Origin of the sequence: Flavobacterium sp. ZE23DGlu08 (assembly GCF_030505335.1) — a bacterium.
In the GTDB taxonomy this organism is placed as follows: Bacteria; Bacteroidota; Bacteroidia; order Flavobacteriales; family Flavobacteriaceae; genus Flavobacterium; species Flavobacterium algoritolerans.
In genome coordinates this window covers 289,068-313,682 of record NZ_CP130045.1, presented here as the reverse complement: position 1 = coordinate 313,682, position 24,615 = coordinate 289,068, and the positions used below count along the sequence as shown (strand labels likewise).

Annotated in this window: 24 protein-coding genes and 1 tRNA gene; 12 read left to right on the top strand and 13 right to left on the bottom strand. The window is 33.2% G+C overall.

The genetic code is table 11. The features are described 5' to 3' along the window. From Q1W72_RS01410 to Q1W72_RS01395, 4 genes are all read left to right on the top strand, one after another. Window positions 1-1,014 (top strand): hypothetical protein, encoded by a 1,014-nt coding sequence (locus Q1W72_RS01410; protein ID WP_302136902.1) that lies wholly within the window; start codon window positions 1-3, stop codon window positions 1,012-1,014. Between the two features lie 81 nt (window positions 1,015-1,095). Then, a complete protein-coding gene (gene istA / locus Q1W72_RS01405; protein ID WP_158730039.1) occupies window positions 1,096-2,643 on the top strand; it encodes an IS21 family transposase in 1,548 nt (515 codons plus the stop codon). Between the two features lie 17 nt (window positions 2,644-2,660). Beyond that, the gene (istB, locus tag Q1W72_RS01400; RefSeq protein WP_113667236.1) at window positions 2,661-3,398 is read left to right on the top strand and encodes an IS21-like element helper ATPase IstB; all 738 of its coding nucleotides are present in this window, start codon (window positions 2,661-2,663) and stop codon (window positions 3,396-3,398) included. 877 nt (window positions 3,399-4,275) lie between these two features. Beyond that, a complete protein-coding gene (locus Q1W72_RS01395) occupies window positions 4,276-4,554 on the top strand; it encodes a DNA-binding protein (RefSeq protein WP_302136900.1) in 279 nt (92 codons plus the stop codon). A gap of 350 nt (window positions 4,555-4,904) precedes the next feature. Here the strand turns inward: Q1W72_RS01395 and Q1W72_RS01390 are convergent, their stop codons facing one another. The 6 genes from Q1W72_RS01390 to Q1W72_RS01370 form a co-directional block, all read right to left on the bottom strand. Further along, window positions 4,905-6,215 carry a site-specific integrase gene (locus Q1W72_RS01390; protein ID WP_302136898.1) on the bottom strand — a complete coding sequence of 437 codons (1,311 nt, stop codon included), beginning with the start codon at window positions 6,213-6,215 and terminating at the stop codon, window positions 4,905-4,907. Window positions 6,216-6,504: 289 nt separating this feature from the next. Continuing rightward, a tRNA-Tyr gene (locus Q1W72_RS01385) sits at window positions 6,505-6,588 on the bottom strand. A gap of 175 nt (window positions 6,589-6,763) precedes the next feature. After that, window positions 6,764-7,123, bottom strand: a complete 360-nt coding sequence (locus Q1W72_RS17020; protein ID WP_367881678.1) for a TlpA family protein disulfide reductase — start codon at window positions 7,121-7,123, stop codon at window positions 6,764-6,766. A gap of 45 nt (window positions 7,124-7,168) precedes the next feature. Then, a complete protein-coding gene (locus Q1W72_RS01380; protein WP_099715347.1) occupies window positions 7,169-7,936 on the bottom strand; it encodes a DUF4369 domain-containing protein in 768 nt (255 codons plus the stop codon). A gap of 306 nt (window positions 7,937-8,242) precedes the next feature. Beyond that, window positions 8,243-8,683, bottom strand: coding sequence for a KTSC domain-containing protein (locus tag Q1W72_RS01375; RefSeq protein ID WP_099715348.1), 441 nt, complete (start codon window positions 8,681-8,683; stop codon window positions 8,243-8,245). A 173-nt stretch (window positions 8,684-8,856) separates the two neighbouring features. Next, window positions 8,857-9,102 (bottom strand): hypothetical protein, encoded by a 246-nt coding sequence (locus Q1W72_RS01370; protein WP_035672083.1) that lies wholly within the window; start codon window positions 9,100-9,102, stop codon window positions 8,857-8,859. Window positions 9,103-9,193: 91 nt separating this feature from the next. On the opposite strand from Q1W72_RS01370, the gene Q1W72_RS01365 reads away from it, so the two are divergent. Further along, window positions 9,194-9,739, top strand: a complete 546-nt coding sequence (locus Q1W72_RS01365; RefSeq protein ID WP_302136893.1) for a hypothetical protein — start codon at window positions 9,194-9,196, stop codon at window positions 9,737-9,739. Window positions 9,740-9,772: 33 nt separating this feature from the next. Here Q1W72_RS01365 and Q1W72_RS01360 read toward each other — a convergent pair whose 3' ends face one another. Both Q1W72_RS01360 and Q1W72_RS01355 read right to left on the bottom strand, forming a co-directional pair. Then, complete coding sequence (locus tag Q1W72_RS01360; protein ID WP_099715350.1) at window positions 9,773-10,180, bottom strand: response regulator; 408 nt, start codon at window positions 10,178-10,180, stop codon at window positions 9,773-9,775. Then, window positions 10,177-13,017, bottom strand: a complete 2,841-nt coding sequence (locus tag Q1W72_RS01355; RefSeq protein WP_302136890.1) for a PAS domain S-box protein — start codon at window positions 13,015-13,017, stop codon at window positions 10,177-10,179. Before Q1W72_RS01355 ends, Q1W72_RS01360 begins: the two co-directional genes overlap by 4 nt. Window positions 13,018-13,389: 372 nt before the next feature. On the opposite strand from Q1W72_RS01355, the gene Q1W72_RS01350 reads away from it, so the two are divergent. The 6 genes from Q1W72_RS01350 (at window position 13,390) to Q1W72_RS01325 (ending at window position 17,674) form a co-directional block, all read left to right on the top strand. Further along, entirely contained in the window at window positions 13,390-13,542 is a 153-nt protein-coding gene (locus tag Q1W72_RS01350) for a hypothetical protein (protein ID WP_099715352.1), read from the top strand. Window positions 13,543-13,544: 2 nt separating this feature from the next. After that, window positions 13,545-13,775, top strand: coding sequence for a hypothetical protein (locus tag Q1W72_RS01345; protein ID WP_121342133.1), 231 nt, complete (start codon window positions 13,545-13,547; stop codon window positions 13,773-13,775). Between the two features lie 30 nt (window positions 13,776-13,805). Further along, window positions 13,806-14,189, top strand: coding sequence for a YchJ family protein (locus Q1W72_RS01340; RefSeq protein ID WP_121342132.1), 384 nt, complete (start codon window positions 13,806-13,808; stop codon window positions 14,187-14,189). A gap of 107 nt (window positions 14,190-14,296) precedes the next feature. Continuing rightward, window positions 14,297-15,415: a VWA domain-containing protein gene (locus tag Q1W72_RS01335; RefSeq protein WP_302136887.1), complete on the top strand. Its 1,119-nt coding sequence runs from the start codon at window positions 14,297-14,299 to the stop codon at window positions 15,413-15,415. 38 nt (window positions 15,416-15,453) lie between these two features. Next, window positions 15,454-16,911 (top strand): AAA family ATPase, encoded by a 1,458-nt coding sequence (locus Q1W72_RS01330; RefSeq protein ID WP_302136886.1) that lies wholly within the window; start codon window positions 15,454-15,456, stop codon window positions 16,909-16,911. Window positions 16,912-17,080: 169 nt separating this feature from the next. Further along, window positions 17,081-17,674, top strand: a complete 594-nt coding sequence (locus Q1W72_RS01325) for a 2OG-Fe(II) oxygenase family protein (protein ID WP_099715357.1) — start codon at window positions 17,081-17,083, stop codon at window positions 17,672-17,674. A 5-nt stretch (window positions 17,675-17,679) separates the two neighbouring features. On the opposite strand, the gene Q1W72_RS01320 is transcribed toward Q1W72_RS01325, so the two are convergent. The 5 genes from Q1W72_RS01320 to Q1W72_RS01300 form a co-directional block, all read right to left on the bottom strand. Next, window positions 17,680-18,240, bottom strand: coding sequence for a 2'-5' RNA ligase family protein (locus Q1W72_RS01320; RefSeq protein WP_099715358.1), 561 nt, complete (start codon window positions 18,238-18,240; stop codon window positions 17,680-17,682). 10 nt (window positions 18,241-18,250) lie between these two features. Continuing rightward, window positions 18,251-19,393 carry a saccharopine dehydrogenase family protein gene (locus tag Q1W72_RS01315; protein ID WP_099715359.1) on the bottom strand — a complete coding sequence of 381 codons (1,143 nt, stop codon included), beginning with the start codon at window positions 19,391-19,393 and terminating at the stop codon, window positions 18,251-18,253. Between the two features lie 280 nt (window positions 19,394-19,673). After that, window positions 19,674-20,156, bottom strand: a complete 483-nt coding sequence (locus tag Q1W72_RS01310; RefSeq protein WP_099715360.1) for a hypothetical protein — start codon at window positions 20,154-20,156, stop codon at window positions 19,674-19,676. A gap of 538 nt (window positions 20,157-20,694) precedes the next feature. Further along, a complete protein-coding gene (locus tag Q1W72_RS01305) occupies window positions 20,695-20,823 on the bottom strand; it encodes a hypothetical protein (RefSeq protein ID WP_302137909.1) in 129 nt (42 codons plus the stop codon). 1,667 nt (window positions 20,824-22,490) lie between these two features. Next, window positions 22,491-23,546: an AraC family transcriptional regulator gene (locus Q1W72_RS01300; RefSeq protein ID WP_302136884.1), complete on the bottom strand. Its 1,056-nt coding sequence runs from the start codon at window positions 23,544-23,546 to the stop codon at window positions 22,491-22,493. Between the two features lie 172 nt (window positions 23,547-23,718). On the opposite strand from Q1W72_RS01300, the gene Q1W72_RS01295 reads away from it, so the two are divergent. Then, window positions 23,719-24,606: a phage tail protein gene (locus tag Q1W72_RS01295; protein ID WP_302136882.1), complete on the top strand. Its 888-nt coding sequence runs from the start codon at window positions 23,719-23,721 to the stop codon at window positions 24,604-24,606. Window positions 24,607-24,615 lie beyond the last annotated feature (9 nt).

Below are 24,615 nucleotides of genomic sequence, written 5' to 3'. Positions count from 1 at the left end.
ATGAAAAGATATAAATACTACCTTCTGTACTTAATAGTAACCCTCTCCTGTCTCCACTCCCTCCATGCTCAAATGAAGCAAAAAAGAGAGTTGTTGACGGAAGATTATGGTCGTTGGCACCAACTCTTTACAATGGGTATTTCCCAGCAGGGAAATTGGATGACTTATACCCATCACTATAACTCCAACGCTGATACGCTTTTTGTAAAAAACACAGCTTCCTTTAAAGTTCATGCCTTTGCAAAAGGATTCAAACCAAACTTTGTGGTAGAATCTAAATTAATTTACCAACAGCCCGGAAATACCCTTACTATTTTCGATTTGACAAAAGAAAGTAGTGTGTTACTGGAGCAGATATCCGAATATGTAATAGCAAAAAACAACCGTTATTTAGTACTGCAAAGTGCGCCCAATGACAAGGAAGCCCTTTTGATTACCGATATAAATGGGAAGCTAGAGCAAGAAATACCTAATCTTGTCGCATGGAAAATGGATCCGACACTAAGCAAAGTCGCCTGCATCACGCAAAAAGAAGACCGCTTTGTTGTGGTTATTATTGAGCTGGATAAAAAATTGAGAAAGACCACCTTGTTGGAAAATGCAACTATACTGCGGCAGTTGGAATGGAACGCCTCGGGAACCACCTTGGCCTTCTTGAGTGCATATACGGACACGATAGAAAAGAATGCTAGAGGAGCGGTATATGCCTACGATACACAAACGCAAAAGTTGGCTACACTTTATCTTTCTGGACATCCAACTCTCGCACCTACGCACGCTATTGGGGCAAACTATACTACGGCCTTGCTGATTTCAGATGACGGACAACGGGTGTTTTTTGGAATGGAAGAAAAAACGGAGCGAGCGATGCCAGACCCTTCGTCGGTTCAAGTCTGGAATACGGCTGACAAGAGTGGAAAAACCAGTCAAATTGACCATCCTATTCCAGTGCAAATTGACCACCAGTTTCGGAGCAAACTGACCACCACTTTCCAGTTCAAATTGACCACCTAATTTTGGGGTACAATTGATCATCAAAAACTACTTACTTTTTCATGTTGTTAGCACCATACATTCGTTAAAAAAAGACGGATTATGGCAAACAAAATAACAGACATGAGTAAAATTAGAAAAGCAATTAAGTTCTACTGTAACGGAAAAAGTAAGTTATTCATAAGTAAGTACTTATCTCTTTCTAGAAATACGGTAAAGAAGTATATTTCTTTATTTGAAGTGCTAGGATTAAGTTTTGAAGTAATTAGTGAAAAAACTGATGCTGAGTTAGAACTTTTGTTCTCACACACTACCGTGGAATCAATCAGTCCCAAACTGCAGCTTCTTTATGATTTTTTTCCTAAAATGGAACGCGAACTAAAAAAAGTTGGCGTTACCATACAGCACATGTGGGAGCAATATATTGTCCTAAATCCTAATGGTTACCGAAGCTCGCAATTTGGACATCATTATAAAATATGGAGCAAACGAGTCAATCCAGTGATGCACATGAATCACAAAGCGGGTGATAAAATGTATGTGGATTATGCTGGAAAAACACTCTCCATCATTGATAAAGACACGGGAGAAATTAAAGAAGTACAATTTTTTGTAGCCATATTAGGAGCCAGTCAATACACCTATGCCGAAGCTTCCATGAGCCAACAAAAGGAAGATTTTGTTACATCGGTAGAAAATGCTATGCGTTTTTTTGAAGGTACTCCTGCGGCAATTGTTCCGGATAATTTAAAATCTGCAGTGATAAAAAGCAGTCGTTTTGAACCCACCATTAATGAAACCTTGGCTGATTTAGCCGAACATTACCAAACTACAATCTTGCCTGCCAGGGCTTATAAACCCCGAGACAAATCATTGGTTGAAGGAGCTGTTAAGATCTTGTATCGAAGGATTTATGTAAATCTAAAAGAAACTAAATTCTTTTCTCTGGAAGAATTAAACCAGCAAATATGGGATTTATTGGATGCTCATAACAGTCGAAAACTCACAGGACGTCCGTACTCTCGGATAGAATTATTTTTAGAAGATGAACAACAAAAACTAAGTCCATTACCACAAGAACGTTTTGAAATCAAATACCAATCCTTTGCAACAGTAATGCAAAATGGGCATGTTCAATTAAGTCAGGACAAAAATTACTATAGCGTTCCGTATCAATATGTCAAGAAAAAAGCGAAACTATTGTATACCAAATCAACGGTAGAGATCTATCACAAATACAATCGAATAGCCATCCATCCAAGGAATTACAAACCTTATATCTATACCACAATCCCGGAACATATGGCTAGCACGCATCAATTTGTAGCTCAGTGGAGTGCTGCCCGCTTCATTGATTGGGCCAGTAGTATTGACGAGTCAGTAGCAGAATATATTATGCAAATAATTGAAAGTAGAAACCATCCTGAACAGGCTTATAAAAGTTGTTTGGGAATATTAAACTTCGAGAAAAAGGTAGGGAAAGAGCGATTAATAAATGCCTGTAAGCGGGCACTTGATTTTAAAATTTACAATTTTAAGACCATTCAAAATATTTTAGAAAACAACTTAGATCATATCGAATTTGAACAAGAACCTGAGCAGGAACTTCCAATTCACGCTAACATAAGAGGAAAACAGTATTATAATTAAATTAAAACACAGTAATCATGAATGAATCCACAGTAACAAAAATGAAACAAATGAAGCTTTACGGCATGCACAATGCTTTTAAAACAGCCATTGAAAGCGGAAAAACAGACCATTACACGCTCGATCAGTTTGTATCGATGCTTATTGATGCCGAATGGGATGAAAGGCACAATCGGCGTATTGCCCGCAGTATCACCAACGCCCGATTCCATTACAAATCAAATATTGAAAGTATCAATTTTGACCAAACCCGTAATCTGGATCGAAATACCATACTGCGTCTGGCAGAATGTGAATTTGTCGAAAAAAATGAAAACATTTTAATAACGGGAAGCACTGGTGTAGGCAAAAGTTATTTAGGCACAGCATTAGGTTATCAAGCCTGTATCCAAGGTTTTAAAGTAAGTTATTTTAATACTTCGAAGCTGTTTGCTAAATTAAAAATGGCCAAAGCAGATGGTTCTTACCTGAGAGAATTGGCCAAAATAGAACGGCAAGATGTTATTATATTAGACGATTTTGGACTCCAAGCTTTGGATAGCAGTAACCGAATTACCCTTTTAGAGATCATTGAAGACAGGCATAATAACGGTTCTATCATTGTAACCTCACAAATCCCAGTGCAAGGCTGGTATGACATCATTGGAGAAAAAACCATAGCTGATGCAATTTTGGATAGGCTGATACATCAATCTCATCGACTCGAATTACATGGAGAATCTATGAGAAAAAAAAGAGGGATAAACAAAGGATAATATTTAAGTATATTTGAACACTAATTAACAGATGAAAAAGAGTAGTTTTTAATGAAAAATGGGGTGGTCATTTTGCCCCGGAATTGGGTGGTCATTTTGAATTGGAATCAGGTGCTCACTTTAAATTGGAATTGGGTGGTCAATATCACTGGAATTTGCACGTAAATACCTTTGCTCCTGAAAAAAAAGAACCAAGCATCCGTGCTCCTCACCAAATGAAATAGGAAGAAAAGAAGTTAAATGAGATAAAACGGTGAAAAAAAATAGCTAGAATAACTGATTGAATTCTTAATCCGTGAAATATTTGTTTTGAAGATATTGGATTCCATATAAGGACAAATAGTACCATGAGAAAGACATTTTCTCTAATAAGATTGTATCATTTTTAGATTGCATGCCATATTAATCACTGGGGAGGATATTCATGATTTATAAGGAGGGATATGGGCCGAAAAAAAATACTAAACTAGAGACTATACCGATAGAAAAGGTGATGCACTGTAGAATGGAAAAGTATAGAATATCAAACTAATACTTATCAGGGTGAGATTTACCACTAAGGAGAATTGCAAAAAAAACTCTCGGCAAAAATTACAAAATACTATCGCTAAAGGTTTTCTTCAACCCGAGGATGATTCGTTTGCTTAAGGCTCGTTTTTGAAAGCATTTTTGAAGTTGCCTCTACTATAGATTAATTGCCAAGAGTTGATGAACAGCCAATCATAGCCAAGAATCTCCTTTTAAAGCCGAAGATTGATTATTTCAGTATCATTCTAATAATTTAGTAGTTGTACCGATTAAAAAAAGAAATCAAAAAAGCAAAATTTATTTTTTGGTAAATGAAAATATGCGACAGTCAAATTTTAAAAAAAATGTTATGGAAGAAATTATAACAAAAGAAGATTTAAGGCAGTTTGGTCTGCAATTATTAGATAAAATGCGCATTTTAGTTCAAGAGACCACTCATGCGCAAACGGAATTAGTACAGCCAGAATGGCTCAAAAGTAAGGCTGTCAAAAAGCTGTTGGATATCTCTGCAGGTTCAGTGCAGAATCTCAGAGTGACACAGAAAGTCCGATTTAAAAAAGTTCTGGGCTCGTATTATTACAATAAAGAAGATCTTCAGAAACTTTTCAATGATGAACCAGACAAATAAACCAAGTGAAGACCAAATCATGAACTATTTATCCATTTGTATGGACGATCCAAGGCTTAATGTTTGGCATCTGGCCATTTTAGCGGCAATTCTAAATTTAGGTTATAGGCAGAGACAATGGCAGAGAATCAAAGTTAGTCGCAGTAAAATAATGGCATTGTCGCATATAAATACACTGCCAACCTACCATAAATACTTTAAACAGCTTCAAGATTTTGGATATTTCAAGTACAGCCCCTCATACCATCCAGACTATAGGAGTGAAGTTGAACTACATGAAAAGAGGTTATCTCATAACTAATGAGATAACCTCTTTGTTTTAATATTTATTTTTGTTTCCAGTATATGAATTAAGATGAGGATATATTATATTTTTCCTTAATTCTTTTTATATCTTTTTCTAATCTTGAAAGTACAGCCAAATCTACTTTGGACATCTTAAGAGACGTTTTAGACAGTCTTTTATTGAGCAGTGACATTTCGCGTCCAATGGTTACCTGTTCTGTAATGGCATAGGCTTCCGTCTGTTTAACAGACGCATGACCTAGCATTTCCTTGACTACATTAATGGGGACATTATTGTTTAATGTAACTGTACTTCCAAAGGTTCGACGTGCCATATGTGTATTTAATGTGAAGGGAAAACCGCATAGAGTCGCAATCTCTTTTAGATACTCGTTCATTTTCTGGTTGGAAGAAACTGGTAAAACGGTACCACGCTGCAAACAGAGAGGGTGTTCTTCATATTTTTTAATTATTTTTAGTGCTTGCGGCAATAGTGGGACATTTGTGGGAGAACCCGTTTTTTGTCTTTCAGACATTATCCAAGAATTCCCGTCAATACCATCTTTGATATCGGTTTTTTTTAATTGATATGCGTCGATATAAGCTAATCCCGTGTAACATTGGAATACAAATACATCTCTGACGACATTAAGTCTTTCTGTGGTAAAATAATGCCTTTCCAATTCATACAGTTCTTGTGTGGAAAGAGGTTTCTTAACTATTTTGGTTTTTCGGCTTTTAAAGTTTTTAAAAGGGTCTTTTAGGATGACTTCCTTATCGATTGCACGAATGACAATTTTTTTGAAATTAGCAATGTATTTAAGCGTGGTATTATTGCTGCAATTTCGAACTGTTCTCAGGTAAAACTCAAAGTCCTTAATAAATTCAAGATTTAGATCTGTAAATTCAATATCATCAGTATTAAATTTAAATCGAATAAATGACCTTAAATGATTTATCGTAATGGTAAAACGATCAAGAGTTCCTTTAGCATATCCTTTGCCCAGTAAGGCAGTCATTTCATCATTATGTTTTTGAAATTCTTCCAGTACTTTAACCCTTGGAGTTACGTTTCCTAATATGTAATCCATGATCTTTTGGGAAGTTATCGGTTTTCCGCTGTACATAATCTCGGTCTTGTATTCATTGATTTTTAAAATCAGTGAATCCAGAAAAAAGTTAAGGGATCTCGCATCTTCTTTGGTGCCGATAGCCCTTTCGATTTTCTGGTCCCAGCGGGCGCTGTCCCATTTTCGTTTGGTGGATGTTTCCTTAGGGATTCCATCTACAGTTATTCTAAGATAAACTGTTCTAATTTTACTTTCATTGCGGGGGATTTTCAAAAAGAAAACCAACCCAAAGCTGCTCTCTAACATAATTCAACTTTTTAGATTAATAAATGTAGAATTATAGCATCAAAAAAACAAGTCGTTAACCTCGTTAACCTCTGTATTTACTAGTGTTTAAGTGGTATTCTGTGGCACATTTTGCGAACACGGTAATGTGCCACGATTTTGCCATAGAAACTTTGAGCGTTTTTATAAATATTGAAAAGTGCTTTAAAATAAAAAAACCTGCGAATCCTTGGATTTGCAGGTTTTACCACGTTTTTTGCGGGTTTTTGAAAAGATTGAAAAAGTTGCCTTTTTGCTTCTTTTACCCTTTTGGTGGGGAGAGCAGGATTCGAACCTGCGAAGTTTACACAGCAGATTTACAGTCTGCCCTCGTTGGCCGCTTGAGTATCTCCCCGAAGCCTTTGAGTACAACACTTATTTGTTGTAAGCGGTTGCAAATATAGAAACAGTTTTGGTTTCTGCAAACTAATTTTACACTTAATTTTACTATTATTTTTAATGCATTGGTATTGAATAAAATAAAAAAATCTCCACTAGGGAGATTTTTTATTTTATAGGTATAAATGCAATTATTTTGCTAGAAGTTCAATAACTTTTGCTCTAAGCGCATCACCTCTTAAATCTTTTGCGACTACATTTCCGGACGCATCCAGAATAAAAGTAGCCGGTATTGATTCTACTTTATATTGAGCAGCTATTGGTTCGTCCCAAAATTTTAAATTTGAAACATGATTCCAAGTTAGCTTATCTTTTGCAATAGCATCTTTCCAAGCTTTTGCATCCTTATCTAAAGATACGCCAATTATGTTAAGACCTTTGCTGTGTAACTCTTTGTAAATTGCTACAACATTTGGATTTTCTTGTCTACAAGGTCCACACCATGAAGCCCAAAAATCAACGATTGTAACCTTTCCTAAATTTTCTTTCAGAGAAATTGTTTTCCCTTGAGGATTAGGACCAGAAAAATCTGTTCTTCATTTAGCTTCAGCAGCTGGTGCTGGTGCAACTGGAGCAGCTCCTACAGCTGGCGTTTTCAATTCAGCAAGCTTAGCTTTGATAGCAATACCTGGTTTTGTTTTTTTCAATGACTCTTCTAAGCTGTTGTATAATTTTTCAGATTTTGCAACATCAGCAGTTGGATCATTTAACATACCTTGGATAATCAAAGCAGAAATGAATGCTTTAGGATGTGTTTCAGCATAAGTTACGTATTTAGCTTTTGAAGCTACACCAACTTCTTCTTGAATTTTAGAAAATTCTTGCATCAACTTATTGATAACAACTGTATCTTTAGTTTGTTGAGCAGTTTCCATAGCTTTCATGTTCTTGTTTTGGAAATCCATAAGTTTCTTTTGAACTTTAGTGATTTCTTCATTGAATGCTACGTATTCGTCATTGTTATAAGTTCCTGAAACTTTAGATTTTTGGATACTGTCTTTGTTAATGGCGATAGTTACTTCTGCATTTTCTAATATGAAAGGTATTTTTACTTGTGCTCCTTCTAATTGAATTGTGTAGAAAGCAGGTTCTGTTATGGTTCCTTTCATTTCGAATTTACCATTTTCAACCTTTACAGTATCTTTTGGTAACATCATTCCACTCGCATCTTGTGTTTCCAAGATAATTGTTTTACCATTTTCAATTCCTGTTGCAGTCCCCGAAATGATGTATTCATCTTTGCCAACTTTGCTACAAGAAATTAAAACAACAGCAGCCGAAAGTAATAAAATTATTTTTTTCATTATTAATTAGTTAATTAAGTTAAGGTTGCAAAAGTATTTAAAAAATATAAAATACAAATTATTTTGCAACCTAAATTTTTGTTATAATTTTTCATTCTTAATTAGAAGGTATCGTGTATTTTATTTGTAGGTGTTTTGTAAAGTAAATGATGATTCCTTTAATTTTAAATTTTGATTCAAAACGTATATTTTATTATTTTAACTATTTGTTTGTAAGTAAGTTAGATTAAAATAACTCAAAGTTGTGAAATAAAAAAAAGCATCCTGATGAAGGATGCTTAGTTGTTTTTTTGATTTTGTAAAAAACTAGTCTTGGTTGATTGTTTTTCTCCAAGTAAAAGAATTTAGGATATGTCTTTTTGCAAATCTTCCAGGAGAATCAGCATTTACCATTTTTACATACGTTGCTTTAGGCACACTAATGTATTCGTAAACACTACCATTTGAAAAGTTGATAATCAACCTACCTTCAACAAATTTATAATCTGTAATGGTAGAAGTTGAGATCGTCTCCGTATATTCTGGTAAATTTTGTTTAATGGTTTCAGGATTGATGCTTACCAAAAAATGGTATGCTTCAATGATTTTTTTACTGTTTTCTTCTGCAGCTTTCAATCCATCTTCATCGCCCTGAAATTTGTCAGGATGCGCTTCTTTCATAGCGTTACGATAAATCGTTTTCAAATCTTTCAGCTCTGCAGTTTTATCTACATTTAGCAGTTTGCGGTATTCAACTATTTTTTTCATAAATAAGGTAACTACTTGTCTTTTACTATTAAATCAATGTAATTTGATTTCAAAATCGACAAATTTTTTGCAAAGGTACACTTTTTTTTAAATTTTTAGTTTGTGACAAAAAAATATTCAAAAAAAAGAATTTGATTTCTATTTTTTGCTTAAAAAAGTAGCATGCAAAAATACTATTGCTGTGGTTTATTATTGGCTTTATCGAAGTTTTTCGATTTTTTTGGATATTTGTTATAACTGATATCGCTTGGGTTTTCAATTATTGATTTTATTGTAATCCAATCACCAACAGTATGTTTTTGTGCCATTTTATAGTCTAAAAGATATTCACCACAAAAAAAGTTGTTGTTCTCATCTTTTTCCATAATTCCGGTGTAAACACCTTTTTGTAACATTCTTTCTTCAGAAGCTTTGGTCATAATCAATTTATTTTTACTAATTCTAGTTGGCAAAGTTAATCAAATATTACTTGTCTTGTTCAATTTTAGACTTTCTGATTACCTTTGTTTAATGAAAAAAATATTTCGTCCCAACCCCAATTCATTCAAAAATACTTTTTGTGTCTTTCACGAAGCGTCTTTGGACAGCATAAAAGGATTAGAACTTCAATATGACAGCAAATCAGGAAGTAAATATTTTTATACTAAAGAGGGAATGTATCGTTTGTCAAATCATTGGGGACGATTGGCTAACAGTAAATGGCGTTTAGAACCATTAGAACCAGAAACCGATTCTAAAATAAAATTAGGTTTTGCACCTTGGACTAATTTTTATCCTGATAATGCTCTCGATGAACTATATTATTTAGAGGCAAATTATCTAAAGAAAACGGTTAATTATCAGCATAAAAAGAATCCAAATTATGATAATAAAGCCATTCTTAGAACTAGTTTTGAAACCACAAAAAGAATTAAGCAAGTTCGTAATTTATTTACGCTGACTTCTTGGGCTAAGTATTTTGATTATGAGAATTTGGATATTTTAAGAAAAAAAATCATAGAAAAACTAATCTTTACCAATAAATCATTGGAAGAAATAAAAAGAGAATTGAAATAAAGGTGAGTAATTATTTATTCAAATAGCTGTCTTTTAATCATTCGAAGTAATTAATTCTAAATCATTCATGGTGACCGGTTTAGATAAGTAACCTAAAATATCAGAATACGTTTTTGATTTGTTTTTGTCCTCAGTGGCAATAGAAGAACTTACAATATATACGATGATGTTTTTGCTGAATTTAGATTTTAGCAGTCCCATTTTTTCCATGAATTCCCATCCATCCATAATTGGCATATTAATATCCAATAGGATTATGTCTGGAAGTACGTCAGTATTATCCGGTTTATTATGTACTGTATCATGCAAAGCATCTATTGCTTCTTTTCCATTTTTGAAAGAAGTAATGGTTGAAAACATTTCAGATCTTTGAATGATTTTATTGATGATGATTTGATAAATTGCATCATCGTCGATTACCCAGATTGCTTTTTTTGTCATTGGATATAGATTTTAAATGTTGTTCCTATATTGGGTTCACTTTCCACAGTGATATTTCCGCCCATGGCATCAATTTGATTTTTTGTAATAAATAATCCTATTCCTTTTGAATCGGCATTATTAGTGAATGTTTTATACATTCCAAAAATTTTATCAGCATTCTTAACAAGATCTATCCCAACACCATTGTCTGAAATCTGAAGGATTTTGTTTTCGTCATCAGTTATCCACTTAATGATTATCGTGGGTTTTCGTTCTGGATGACTGTATCTGATAGAGTTAGAAATAATGTTGTAAAGGATACTTTCAAGGTATGCCGGATTATAATTTATCATGACATCATCAGGCATAATAGTAGAAATAGAAACATCTTTTGAGCTTATTTGTTCAGAAAGCACTCTTTGAACAGTTTCTAAATATTGCTGTAAGTTTAATGATTCTGACACCAGACCAATATTGGTTCTTATATTAATGACTTCGTTTAGGTGAATCATGGTTTCGTTTAAGGAATTCGAAACAGATTTTAATAATTGAATCATTTCATCTTTTTCTTCTTCAGATTCCGAAGATTCTATGAGAGACATAATAGATGCGATGTTACTGGTATGCGATCTTAAATTGTGAGATACTATATAGGAAAAGTTCAGCAGTCTTTTGTTTTGCTCGGTTACTAAATTGAAAGAGTCATTTAAATCTTTCTCGGCTTCTTTTGTAGTTGTAATATCAATCATTATACCTCGCAAACTTAGAGCTTGGTCATTTTCGGAAATTACATTTACAATATCTCTTAACCAGACAACAGCTCCATTTTTAGCAATCATCCGATATTCAAAATCATGATTTAAATTTTCTTTTGTTTTTAAAGTACAATAATCGATTGTCCACTGTCTGTCTTCCGGATGAATATGGTCTGACCAAAAAGTTTTACTCGACAGCCATTCTTCTGCGGTATAGCCTAATATTTTTTCGGCTTTTTGACTTATAAAATTAAAGGCAAATGTTTTAGCATCACATTCCCAAACGATTCCATCAATAGTATTTATTAAGGACTCAATTCTTTGTTGCGATGAAAGAATTATGTTTTCGGACAATTTTCGGTCTGTAATGTCTTCTGTGGAAACTATGATTCTTTCCAATGATTTTTCATATCCCTGAATTACATTCCATCGTAAATTTACGTCACGATATTCGCCATCTTTATTTTTTATTTTAGTATCAACAATTAATTGTTTTTCACCCTGTGTTATGGCAATCAGTTGTTTTGTAAAATCGGGAATTGAATCTTTATCGATGATTTGTGTAAGATCAGAAATTAATTCTTCTTTAGTTTTAACTTTATGAAGGCGAAGACACATTGTATTGACATCAATGATTTTCACCAGAGAAATACATTCATGAACTACATTAGGATGCATTTTTAGATAAAGAGAAACGGTTTCAGGAGTTTCATTTATAAGGTTTAATTTTTGAAGATGATTTTTAACTTTAGAAAAATCTTCTTCCCACAAAGGGATTGGGGAATCTTCAAATAGACTTTGGAATCGGGTTTCACTTTTTTTGATTAATTTTTGAGCTTCTTTTTTTAATGAAATATCTTCAACTATAGAAATGTGGGTTGTTACTTTTTTGTCTTTTTTAAACAGTGGCGATACAGTAAGATTTATCCAGATAATGGCACCTGCTTTTGTATAATATCGTTTTTCCATAGAATACTCTTTGATTTTTCCATCTCGGAGTTTTTCTAAATTCATTAAATCTTCTTCTAAATCTTCTGGGTGTGTTATCGATTGAAAATTTCTCTCTTTCATTTCTTGTTCTGAATACCCCAATAATTTACAATATTGATTATTTATCTCAATAAAATTACCTGTAAATGAATCAATATGAGCTATTCCTACAGCTGCTTGATCAAAAATTGCTTCAAATTTTATTTCAGAATTAAAAAGTTTTGTGGCTTGAATATTTACCAGAGACTGAAGTTCTTCTGGAATTTTTAATAAAGTATAAATCAAAATGCCAAAAAGCGCCGCTAAAATCAGACCTATAATACCAGGAATTATAATCTGAGCGTAAAAATAATTCTGATGTTTAGATATTAAGTATAATTTCCAATCTCCATCAGGAATAATTGTAGAGATATTGTATTTTTTAGAAAAATCACTTTTGTTGGGCAAGTAAAAAACTTCCTTTTTGGTGACTATATTTTCCTTTGAAAACTGAAAATAATATTTTGAATCATCAACAGTATTAATTCCTGAAGATTTCAACAAATCTTCTAATTTAATAATTACAGCAGAAAATCCCCAAAAAATATTGTTTCGAAAAACGGGAAATCTTCCCACAATTCCCATTCCGCCTTGTTTTAGTTTTAAAGGACCGGCAAAATACATTTTTTGAGAGGCAACAGATTTCAAAGCTTCCTCTTTAAGATGAGGAGTTCTTAAAATATTTAAACCAATAGCTGCTTCGTTACCCTTCATAGGATAGATATACTTTATCACTCCGTTTGGAACCAATTGTACGGCACTGATACTATTATTTGATTCCATCAGCTTTTTGCCTACATAATCAAAGTTTTCAGGAATACCTTTATCATTGATGGTTAATGCTAATGTTAAGGTGGTTGTGTAACAGTTTTTTAGCGATTGCTCTAAATTTTGATTAACAATATGAAGGATATTGTTCATTTCCCTTTGCTCATCTTCTTTTATAAGTTGATATTGCTGATATACTAGAAATCCTACAACATAGCTGAGAAACAAGAAAGTTATGAAGCCCGTAGTTTTCGGTTTATTTAAGAACCAACTGATAAATTTAGGGTATTTTTTATTGTCCATTTGTGCTAGTTGGAGGGATAGAGAAAGCTTAATTTTTTAATAAATAAATATAGATAAAAATAATAGAACACCATAATATTTTAGTATTATAGTTAAATTCTTAGTTTTTAGCCTTTTAAAATGTCTTATATGATTGTTTATATTCATTGTCACATCAAAAATTATATAAAAACTAATATTTTTAAGAAAAATTATAATGTCTTGTTAAAAAAAACAGAAATAATCAGAGTCAATAGAAAAGAGGTTTAAACCGAGTATTTTCAAAATGTTAAACTCTCCAATTAAAAACAATTTGAATTTCAATAAATAACCCGAACTTTGCAGGAGTTCTCAGATTAGATAGTTAATTTGATAATTAAAAAAAAAAATGACATGGGTAGAAATAACGAAAGAAATATAAAAAAGCACAATGACAAGTTGCATAAAGCGCAGGACAAAGTAAAACAAGCCGAAATGTTGCGCAAAGAAAAGCTAAAACAAATTACCAAAAAGTTTAACGAGACTAAGGATTCAGAAAATAATTAAAGATGGAAAACAATAAATTTGCGGAGCTAAAAAAAGGTGTTCAGGAAATAATTGATTTGATTGCCAGTAGAAATGGGAGAGAGGCTAATAATAAATTAGTTGATGTCAGTGAAGATTTAGATGAACTGCTGGATTTTGCAGAAGAAGATGAAGATCTAATCGAAATTAGTAAGTATCAGGTACTATTAAATCAATTGCAGCAAAAGATAATTGCACTTGACGGACAAGTGTAATGTATAGCTCTTAATAGTTTTTGATATAAAATGACAAAAATAAAATGCTATTGTGGTTCTCCAAAAAACTTTGATGAATGTTGTGAACCATTTATTAATGGAACTGAAAAAGCACCAACAGCTTTAGAATTAATGCGTTCCCGCTACTCGGCTTACGCAACCCATGCCGCCGATTACCTATTGGCAACAACCCATATTTCAGAGCGAAAATACTATTCGAAATCTGAAATTCTGAATTGGGCAACTTCAAATCAATGGCTTCAATTAGAAATTGTCGCTGCTACAGAAAATACGGTGGAATTCAAAGCTTATTTCTTGGACAACAAACTACAAAAACAAATTCATCACGAATTTTCTACTTTCAAACTCGAAAACGGAAGTTGGTTTTATGTCGACGGAAAATTTTTTGATTAGTTTTTTTTCGAATAAAATCCAGTTTACATCTTGTCTTTATGTTTTTAACTAAAAATTAATAAACGTTTGTATAGACAACATTTTAAAATGATGTAATTTTAAAGTCTATGAAAAATTACAATAAAAAAGGATTTTATTTCAAGCAATACGAAGCCCCATTTCAGTCTCCGTTTGATAAGCTCTTTGGGATTTTCAAAGAATTAATTACACATACTTCGGGAGATTTTGATGAAGCAATCGATTGGTTGCGTGAATTAGACAAAGAATATAAACTCACCGATGAACATTATACTATTGATGATTTTATCGAAGATTTAAAGAAAAAAGGATACATCCGCGATGAACTCAAAGATGATGGAACTTCTGGAATTGGCATTACAGCCAAAACCGAACGTGCCATTCGGCAACAAGCTTTAGATAACATCTTTGGTAACTTAAAACGATCGGGAAGCGGGAATCACAAAACAAAACATTCCGGGAACGGAGATGAGCATACGGGAGAATTTCGGGAATTTCATTTTGGTGACGGACTGGAACGAATTTCTTTGACCGAAAGTTTACGTAATGCCCAAATCAATAATGGAGTTGCCGATTTTATGTTGACCGAAAATGATTTGGTTGTTGAAGAAACACAATTCAAATCCCAAATGAGTACGGTTTTGATGATTGACATCAGCCACAGTATGATTTTGTATGGTGAAGATAGAATTACACCAGCCAAAAAAGTAGCGATGGCTCTTGCTGAGTTGATTACGACACGTTATCCAAAAGATACTTTAGATATATTGGTTTTTGGAAATGATGCTTGGACGATTGCAATCCGAGATTTGCCGTATCTAAAAGTCGGGCCTTTTCATACCAATACGGTTGCCGGTTTACAATTAGCCATGGATATTCTCCGCAGAAAACGAAATACCAACAAACAAATTTTCATGATTACTGATGGAAAGCCAAGTTGTGTTCGTGAAAAAGACGGTTCCTATTATATGAACAGTAATGGACTCGACGAATATATTGTGGATAAATGCTATTCCCAAGCGCAACAAGCAAGAAAATTACACATTCCAATAACAACTTTTATGATTGCCAGCGATCCGTATTTACAGCAATTTGTCGATCGATTTACCGAAGCCAATCAAGGAAAAGCGTTTTACACCGGATTGAAAGGTTTGGGCGAAATGATTTTTCAAGATTATGAAACCAATAGAAAGAAGCGGATAAAATAAAGGTCAATTGCAATATCAATATCAATAAAAAATAATAAATGAATACTATAAAAACACTCGGAGAATTAAAAAAATCAGGTTACGAAAGCAAAACGATCAAAGATGAATTGCGTTCTAACCTTAGAGAAAAAATAAAATCTGGAAAACCAACATTTGAAGGCGTTCACGGTTTTGAGAATACGGTAATTCCTGAATTAGAACGCGCCATTTTGTCTCGTCACAATATCAATTTATTAGGTCTTCGCGGTCAAGCCAAAACAAGATTAGCACGCAAAATGATTGAATTATTGGATGAATACATTCCGTTTGTGACTGGTTCAGAAATTAATGACGACCCTTTACAACCAATTTCGCGTTTTGCTAAAGATATAATTGAGATCAAAGGTGATGAAACTCCAATTTCTTGGTTGCACCGAAGCGATCGTTTTTTTGAAAAATTAGCCACACCAGATGTTACCGTTGCAGATTTAATTGGAGATGTAGATCCTATAAAAGCAGCCAATTTGAAACTGTCTTATGCTGATGATCGTGTGATTCATTTTGGGATGATTCCAAGAGCCAATCGTTGTATTTTTGTAATCAACGAATTACCTGATTTACAGGCGAGAATTCAAGTAGCGTTGTTTAATATTCTGCAAGAAGGAGATATACAAATTCGTGGTTTCAAATTAAGAATGCCACTAGACATGCAATTTGTTTTCACCGCAAACCCGGAAGATTATACCAATCGTGGCAGTATTGTAACACCATTAAAAGACAGAATAGGTTCCCAAATCTTAACGCATTATCCAGATACAATAAAAATTGCGAGAACTATTACGGAGCAAGAAGCTAAACTGGATGCAGTACAAAATGATATGGTTTACGTTCCTTCTTTGGCAAGGGATTTATTGGAACAAATCAGTTTTGAAGCAAGAGAAAGCGAATATATTGATAACAAAAGTGGCGTGAGTGCCCGATTGAGTATCACGGCTTTTGAGAATTTATTAAGCACAGCAGAAAGAAGAGCCTTGAAGTCTGGAGCAGATAAAACTACTTTGCGTTTGTCTGATTTTATGGGAATTATTCCTGCCATTACTGGTAAAGTAGAATTGGTTTATGAAGGAGAGCAGGAAGGAGCGGCCGCTGTGGCGCAGCATTTATTAGGTGATGCCATTCATACTTTTTTCCCTGCTTATTTTCCAAAAATTGAGAAATTAGAGAAACAAGACGAGAAAACACCTTACACAGATATCATTGAATGGTTTTTTGCTGAAAGTGGTTTCGAATTATTGGATGATTGTTCCGATGAGGAATATGAAAGAATCCTTGGAAGTATTGTGCCACTTGAAGTTTTAATCAAGAAATACCAACCGCAATTGGAAAAAGAAGATAAATTTTTCATGAAAGAATTTATTCTTTGGGGATTGGTAGAATACAAGAAACTGAGCAAAGACCGTTTCTCCGAAGGCTATCAGTTCAAGGATATTTACGGAAGCTTTATCAGTAAATTATAAGTATTTAAAAGGGTTTGGATTCATTTCTAAACCCTTTTTTCTTATAATTTATTACAATGAAAAGAATGAATTAGAAATAAATAATTTTATTTATTTCATAATCAGTCTCTAACGGTTTTTATTAGTCTACCTTGTCCCGTTGGCCGTCTAAGCAGTCAATAAAACAGACATGGAAAATAGCTTTGAAGCTTTGATTGCTACTTATATTGAAAATAAGGTAGGTATATCCGAACATTTTTTGAGTACCAATTTGGCCAATAATCTAAAACAAAATTTGATTGTTTTGAATCAGAAGAGTCTGTTGATGGAAGCAGGAATCGGTAATTCTGAGAAAGTTTCTTATGATGGCGCGATACGAAGTGATTCTATTTATTGGTTGGATAAAAAGCACAACAACGCATTCGAAAACGAATTTTTTGCGCAAATAGAAGCATTTATTATCTATCTGAACCAAAGCTGTTATGCCGGAATAACGGGTTATGAATTTCATTATTCGTTGTATGAATCGGGTGATTTTTATTTAAAGCATTTGGATCAATTCAAAAACAATCCCAGCCGAAAATACTCTATGATTAGTTATTTAAATAGCAATTGGCAAGAAAGTGACGGTGGCGAATTGCTGATTCATCAAGCAGATAACAATCAAAAAATTGCTCCTACACAAGGAAAAACGGTTTTCTTTAAAAGTGATGAACTGGTTCACGAAGTTTTGCTAACCCAAAATACCAGAATGAGTATTACAGGTTGGTTGAAAAGTGATTAATTTTCCTAAAAAAGTGTTCCCTGTATACCTTCGATTTTTGGATTGTTGTTGAATTTAAAGGAATCAGTTACTACAAACTGTTTTATAGTATCATCAAATTTTCGCAAAACAATAGTATCACATAAAAAAGAAGTGTTTATTGTCGTAAATAAGTGTTTTGCTATTTCAAGATTTTCAGGTTTAAGTTTGCGGCCAATTGATATATGAGGATTACTACTTTTTTCCATTTTTAGGGAACGAAGCGATTGAGTAACTTTTTTCATTATCACTTTTAGCTTGATTTTGGAATCTTCATTGGGAGTAATAACAAAAGCGCCATTGGAATATGAATCAAAATCATTCAGGTAAACTTCAAAAGGTTCAAAAGAATCACATAACAGGTTTAGTTTATTTTTGATAATTTCAATTGAAGTTTCAGTAGCTATGAATTCACAAATCGTAATATGAGCCACAGAATTTTTACTGTTAAACCAGCCCACTTCCTCGGCCAATTGTTCTTTCACCGATTTAACTAAAGCAATAACTGCTTCCGAAGGATATATCGCAACAGAATATTGTTTTTCCATACCTTACCATTTATATTTTTCCGTAAACGTTTAAAATATAATTCCCGTTTAAAAAAGATTTTGAATCTATTTGGCTTTGCAAAATAACTCCGCTATGAGGAGTTTCGAGTAATAATTGTGCTGCTTGCGCTAGTGGTGCTGCGGTTGTTGTTTGGATGGCTCTCAATTGATGTTTTCCCACTTTTTGTGGAAGTATGCATTTTGCAATTTCTCGTCTGCGCAAAATTCCAGTTGCATCTTTGCCTTCTACGGCGACATACAAAACAATTTTATCATCTTCAATATGTGGAATTACAGCTTCCATTTTTTCTTGTAAACCTTTAATTGCGTCAGCAGTATTTCCTAAATTAGTAATTTGCTCTTGTATCCAAGCATAATGTCCCGGATGTCGTAAGGTTTTGTAATCAAGTGAACAAACCTTTCCGGATAATGCATCTGGCAAATCTGCCGCTCCTCCTGAAGTCAGGTCTTCTTGGTAGGTGATTCCATCAATTATAATGTTTTTTCTTTCGGATAAAGAAGGTAAGGTTGTTTTAATAAAGTTTCTAAGTACAATGGTATCTTCCATATATTCGGTAGCAACGCCCACAGGACTCCAAGTAAATCCGTAAAAATGTGGTGCAACGGCATGATTGGTCAGTGCGCCAACTTTAAATTCCAATTTGTCAACTTTATCTACTTCAAAGTCAGTGCAAAACTGTTGAAAAAGACCATTTGCGAGTAAATCTATATAACCTGGAGCTAAACCCGTTTGAAGTATAAACCCGGTGTTGGCATCTTTTGCCAAAGCTATTATTTCTGCTGTTTCTGCTACATATTCCGTCAGATTGGCGTAATGAAGCTTATAATCTTTGGCAAACTGTGCTATTCGTGGTGCCTGGCTACCCGGTAAGCAGTCTAGAATGATATCTCCTTGACGTAAGATTGCTATCATTTCATCCGTAAGGTCTTTTTCGGCAAGGTGAAAATCTTGAATAAATCCCGATTTTGTAGTTCCTTCTTGAATCCAATGCGCAACTTTTTTTGCTTTTGAATGGGTTCTGTCACCAATAAAAAGACTAGGAGTTACTTCGCTCCATTCCATCAATAATAGACCTACAGCTTCGGCAATTCCACCGGCTCCGGCTATAATAATAGTGTGATGTTTTTTCATATACTAAAGATACTGTTTTTTCGTGGTTGATCATTTGATTTTTATGGTAATCAGATTGTTTGGGTGTGCAGTTTCTCTGTCAAGGATAGTAAAGAAAAGCCCGTAAAGGAGTATGGCCTTTTATTGAATAGCCTGGTAGTACAGTAAAATAAACATAATAAGTTGTATACTAAACTAAATAGAAGTATAATTATAACTTTTTTCTATTTCTAGAGTACTTTTATGTGTTTAGTTTAATTATTTGTTTCAGAAAAAACATAGAATTCCCTTATCCGTTTTATCATTCAGAGATACAATCAATAGTTGTGAATTTAAATTTTACACGTTCAAAATCTATAGGAGAGCCTTTGACAAAATAAGTTGCACCCATAGTGGTTTGCATTTCTCCATTACCTAAAATAAGTTGGTTACCTCGTTTTAGAAATGCCATTGGGTTTTTAAATGTTACTTTTTTATTATCGCCCTGAATGAAGGTATAGCTGGCAAATAATGTATCTCCACTGAATTCTCCTGCAATTTTGCCAACTTTTTGGGGTGTGTTAAAAAATTTCATCACCATATCGCCGGTTATTTTTCCGTTTTTTAAAGTATTCATTTTTAAATCTATAGTATCCTTTTCATACAAAGCTTTATAACATTGGACACTTATCGGTTTTTCAGCCAGGATTTGTTTAGCCTTAACGACTTCTTCGTTTTGATTTTTTTTACAGCTTTGGAATCCTATACAAGCAAACAGCAAACAAAAAAGAACTGGAGTTTTCATAATAGTAAATGTTTAGTTTATAAAAAAGTAATAAGGATTGCTAATTTACGCATAAATAGCTTGTAGTAGTAAAGATTTGATGGCATTTAAATAATGAATGATATTAATTTTTCATTTCTTTCGGTCAATCTAATACCTTTTTATAGAAATATTTAGTATTTGTAATATCTTTTTTTACAGTCAAAAGATTTTTTCTAAAGATTTCTCATTTGCTTCGAATAAGGTTTCTAAATTACTATTCCTGAATTTATTTAAATTTTGGTAATTACTTCCCGATGCAGAAATTAGCAGCCCTTACTTTAATAGGGTTTTAAACTTTAATGGTACAATTATGGTACAATTTAAAACGCATTATCGCAAAACAAAACAAAGTATCCTTATTGAGATAACAAGACTTATGGGCGTTGTTTGGTACAAAAATAGTTATAAAATTTGAATGTTGATTATATCACTAACATAAAAAAGCTAAATCTTTTATGATGGGAATACTTAGAGATTAGCGGTAAAAAGTAAAGAGGTCAAAAATCTAGTATTAACTTTAGATTTTTGACATCTTTTCAATATCATTTTGGATTTCTATATAAGTTTTTACTCGACCGGAATTAATCCATTTTATTAAATCATGTCTGTAAAAATAAATGCGTTTACCTTGTTTATTACCTGGGATTTCCCTTTTACATACTTTACTACATATCGTTGATACCGATAGATTTAAAAGTTTTGATGTTTATTGCATGTTTAGTAGTTCATCTTGATTTTCTCCAGTAGGCGATGTTCTATCAATAAGTTTTTCTAAATGCCCTAATTATTCATAAAGCTTTTTCATCATTATTGGTATCTGGTCGTAAGTAAATAGCTTCATGTTAACTTGTTATTTAAATCTTCTATAAAAGTATTTAATACTAAAATTGGAGATAATAGATGTCTTTTAAAGGGGAAGTTTGGCTTTTAATTTCTGACTATTACTGATTGTACAACAATATACAATAATTATTCATTTCGGAAAATGTGGGTTTGACCTATCCACTTTAGTAGTGCTTTATGAACAAATGTCAATTTTTTTGTTGAGGATTTGAAACGTTTACCCTGTAAATATTTAGGATTAAATATCGTTAGTATTTATGCTGTAAATTCCAGTGATATTGATCACCCAATTCCGATTTAAAAAGATGATTTAATTCTATTTAATAGTTTAATTCAAACACGTACGAGAATTTATGGATTCCAGTACTAATTTTATTACAGCTGCTTTTTATCAATACACCTACCTTTTTTACGGAAATAACACCTGCCTTAACATAGTTTTTGCTCTTAATTTGTAGTTGTAAATAGATTGCTAATTGTAGAATAAATAATAATGTTAAAGCCAAAAATAAGACGCTTTATAAAATTTTAAATGTTATTTATAAAGAAAAACCAAATCTTGTGATTTTGGTTGCGTGTATGGGCAGCTGCAAATTCCAGTGCTATTGACCACCCAATTTTAATTTAAAGTGACAACCGTGAATTGCATGTCAAGCCTGTTTTCTGCTACCGGATTGCTCTAGGAAGAATCGGTGGCGAATTTAAATTTTCTTTTAAAGATAAGCTGCAGGGATGCCTACTTCATCAGTTATCTGACCAGTTTTTCCGAGGCATGAAAGCCCGAGACCTTCAGCTCTCTTGCTATCATTTGACTGCCTTATCTTTTCTTGTTATGGTAGTTAATGATTTTTATCTGTTCGGTCAAGGGAAGATTATGCAGTGCTCTTTTGGATGACTTCCTGTCATTCCAATAGTAATAACCGCTCTTGCTGAGGCCGAGTATTTTGCAGATGTTCTCGACAGGATAGCAGTACCGGTGCTGTTTTATGAATTCAAATTTAACCTTTGTCTCACTAGAGAGAATGCTGGCGGCTTTCCTCAGGATGTCCCTCTCCATCTTGACTTTTGCAAGCTTTCTTCTCAGCCTTTTTAATTGCAGAAGTCTACTTTCTGTATACTGTTTTTTTCTATTGGCCAGTCTTTCATCATCGAGTTGGTTCTTCCATCTTCAGATTTTTTCTGCGGTTGTACCCAGTTGACGCGCGGCCTTTGTAATACTGCAATGTGTAATGCCTAGCACTACAGCCTTGCGCTTTAATTCTAACGTCCGTGATAGCCTTTGTTTTTTATATTTTCCTGTGTTAAACTCCAAAGGTCTTGTGTTCTGGGTCCAGTTTTAGGAATGAACTCCAATAAAATAATTTATGTAACACTAAAAAAGAGAATTTTTAAATATATCGCGCCATAAAAAGGATATTTCAGTATACTTCTCCTTATTTTTTAAAGAGACAAATTCTCTACAAAGAACAGCTAAGACTTAACAGTACTGTTTACAAAATCACTAACAGATACTCCTATAAATTTTTTAAAGTTTTTTGAAAATGTAAATCTTGAATTAAACAAACATTTTTCACCTAAGGACTCTACCGTATAACTATCCAAATATCCATCATTAATGAGCGAAACGGCGTAGTTAACCTTTACTAGATTACTGAAATCATTGATTGAATAATGACAATAATATTTGAATACAAACTCTAAATGGCGTCTTGGTATTTTTAATTGTTTTGACAAAGTATCAGCTGTAAAAGTGGTTGTTGACAACATCTCATCCGATTTTTGTAAGATTTGGATATCTGAAATAATCAAATCAATTCTATTCAAAATAGTACTGTACACTATTTTATCTTTTTCTTCGATTGTTTTTAATCGTTTTCTGCTCCATATTAAAAATTCTTGTTGATCATTCAATTCGATGTTTTTTAACAAATAGTTTTCTCCAAATATAACAATAGGATTTTTAAACATATAAATAAGGACTATTAACCAAAGTAAAGATGAGTACTTATAGAAAGTACCTAAAGTAATTTGAGAACTCGATTCACTAAATAAAAAGTAATTTGAATATATGATTAATACAAATGTTAAAATAATCATTAATATTAGCCAGGTCTTTATTTCTCGATAACTTTTTTTTTGAAACATGGAAGTGTTTTTCCTATATATAAACTCTTTCAACATGATAAGTGTTACTATAAAATAAGCACTAGAATAGATTAGAAAGATTAAGCGATTAATTTCAGAATTAAAAAACACTAAATTTATGGCTATGATTACTGTAGGAAAAATAAAGTGTAAAAGCTCTTTTTTTAGTTTGTCAAACCCTCGAATAAGTCTTTTAAAAAATAAATAATAAACAGGCACAATATAGAAACCAAGACGTAAGTTTTTTTGTAATGGGCTATAAGTATCCTGAACAAAACCTAAAATTTCAAGTGCATAAATAAAACGCTGCACCCCAACGAGAATCAAAATAACTATAAAATAGACGTTTGTTTTATGATTCCCGTTTGGATTAAAAATCATAAAAACTCCGATGGAAAGACATAAAAAACCGACGAACAGCGATAACAGGTTAAAAAACATGTGTCAAATATTCAAAATTTGTAGCAAATATAGGAATTACAACAAATGAATACTGCTTGTTTGTTAATGTTTTTTTTAATTTGCTTCTAATTAAATCAAATCCCTTTTTTTTATGAAAAAAATCTACTCTATCCTGTACATCTTTATTGGACTTCTGATCATTGCAAATGCAAACGCACAAACCAATGTAACTTCTTCAGGAATGTCTATACAAGGAATTGCCCGAGATGAAAATAATGCCGCAATTGCCAATATAGACCAATTGGCCTTGGTATTTACCGTTTATTATTTAAACACTGGTGGCAGCGAGCAACTTATCCTTACCAAAACAGCAAGTGTAAAAACAGACAATTTTGGAGTTTTCTCTTATGTGTTAGATATAGACCAAAGTCAATATGGACTGATTAGTTCTCAATCTGCCTATTTAAAAGTAGTACAAGGAAGTGTGGTTTTTTCTAATGAAAAATTACAAGCCGTTCCCTATGCAATTTTCGCACAAAACGGAGTGCCTACAGGTTCTATCATGCCATTTATAGGAACGGTATCTCCTATTGGATGGCTACTGTGTGACGGAAAATCTTTTACCGACGATGTGACTACTGCAAAGCTAAAAGCATTATTAGGGAGCACCAACACTCCTAACTTAAATGGAATGTTTTTGCGTGGAACTGGTACTACATCAACTGGTCAAACTGGTCCAACCTTAAAAACGGTGCAACAAGAGGACTTAAAACAGCATTTGCATGCTGTCAATTTAAACACCACCCTTATGGGCAAACATTTCCATGCTCAAAATGTATCAGCAAATTCCTGGACGGGAGGAACTGGACAGCGAACTGATTACAATAAGGATGAAAATGGGACTACTGCTTATTCACAAGGTATTAATACAGGTAATGCAGGTGCACACACACATAATGTTTCTGGTAATACCGCTCTAACTGGAGGGGCTGAAACCCGTCCTGTCAACTATGGTGTAAACTATATCATTAAAATATAATTCTACTGG

Bases quoted from the DNA above. Each gene is read 5' to 3' on its own strand.
- Q1W72_RS01410 (WP_302136902.1), top strand. From the start codon at position 1: ATGAAAAGATATAAATACTACCTTCTGTACTTAATAGTAACCCTCTCC.
- istA (WP_158730039.1), top strand. From the start codon at position 1,096: ATGGCAAACAAAATAACAGACATGAGTAAAATTAGAAAAGCAATTAAG.
- istB (WP_113667236.1), top strand. From the start codon at position 2,661: ATGAATGAATCCACAGTAACAAAAATGAAACAAATGAAGCTTTACGGC.
- Q1W72_RS01395 (WP_302136900.1), top strand. From the start codon at position 4,276: ATGGAAGAAATTATAACAAAAGAAGATTTAAGGCAGTTTGGTCTGCAA.
- Q1W72_RS01390 (WP_302136898.1), bottom strand. From the start codon at position 6,215: ATGTTAGAGAGCAGCTTTGGGTTGGTTTTCTTTTTGAAAATCCCCCGC.
- Q1W72_RS01380 (WP_099715347.1), bottom strand. From the start codon at position 7,936: ATGAAAAAAATAATTTTATTACTTTCGGCTGCTGTTGTTTTAATTTCT.
- Q1W72_RS01375 (WP_099715348.1), bottom strand. From the start codon at position 8,683: ATGAAAAAAATAGTTGAATACCGCAAACTGCTAAATGTAGATAAAACT.
- Q1W72_RS01370 (WP_035672083.1), bottom strand. From the start codon at position 9,102: ATGACCAAAGCTTCTGAAGAAAGAATGTTACAAAAAGGTGTTTACACC.
- Q1W72_RS01365 (WP_302136893.1), top strand. From the start codon at position 9,194: ATGAAAAAAATATTTCGTCCCAACCCCAATTCATTCAAAAATACTTTT.
- Q1W72_RS01360 (WP_099715350.1), bottom strand. From the start codon at position 10,180: ATGACAAAAAAAGCAATCTGGGTAATCGACGATGATGCAATTTATCAA.
- Q1W72_RS01355 (WP_302136890.1), bottom strand. From the start codon at position 13,017: ATGGACAATAAAAAATACCCTAAATTTATCAGTTGGTTCTTAAATAAA.
- Q1W72_RS01350 (WP_099715352.1), top strand. From the start codon at position 13,390: ATGGGTAGAAATAACGAAAGAAATATAAAAAAGCACAATGACAAGTTG.
- Q1W72_RS01345 (WP_121342133.1), top strand. From the start codon at position 13,545: ATGGAAAACAATAAATTTGCGGAGCTAAAAAAAGGTGTTCAGGAAATA.
- Q1W72_RS01340 (WP_121342132.1), top strand. From the start codon at position 13,806: ATGACAAAAATAAAATGCTATTGTGGTTCTCCAAAAAACTTTGATGAA.
- Q1W72_RS01335 (WP_302136887.1), top strand. From the start codon at position 14,297: ATGAAAAATTACAATAAAAAAGGATTTTATTTCAAGCAATACGAAGCC.
- Q1W72_RS01330 (WP_302136886.1), top strand. From the start codon at position 15,454: ATGAATACTATAAAAACACTCGGAGAATTAAAAAAATCAGGTTACGAA.
- Q1W72_RS01325 (WP_099715357.1), top strand. From the start codon at position 17,081: ATGGAAAATAGCTTTGAAGCTTTGATTGCTACTTATATTGAAAATAAG.
- Q1W72_RS01320 (WP_099715358.1), bottom strand. From the start codon at position 18,240: ATGGAAAAACAATATTCTGTTGCGATATATCCTTCGGAAGCAGTTATT.
- Q1W72_RS01315 (WP_099715359.1), bottom strand. From the start codon at position 19,393: ATGAAAAAACATCACACTATTATTATAGCCGGAGCCGGTGGAATTGCC.
- Q1W72_RS01310 (WP_099715360.1), bottom strand. From the start codon at position 20,156: ATGAAAACTCCAGTTCTTTTTTGTTTGCTGTTTGCTTGTATAGGATTC.
- Q1W72_RS01300 (WP_302136884.1), bottom strand. From the start codon at position 23,546: ATGATTTTTAATCCAAACGGGAATCATAAAACAAACGTCTATTTTATA.
- Q1W72_RS01295 (WP_302136882.1), top strand. From the start codon at position 23,719: ATGAAAAAAATCTACTCTATCCTGTACATCTTTATTGGACTTCTGATC.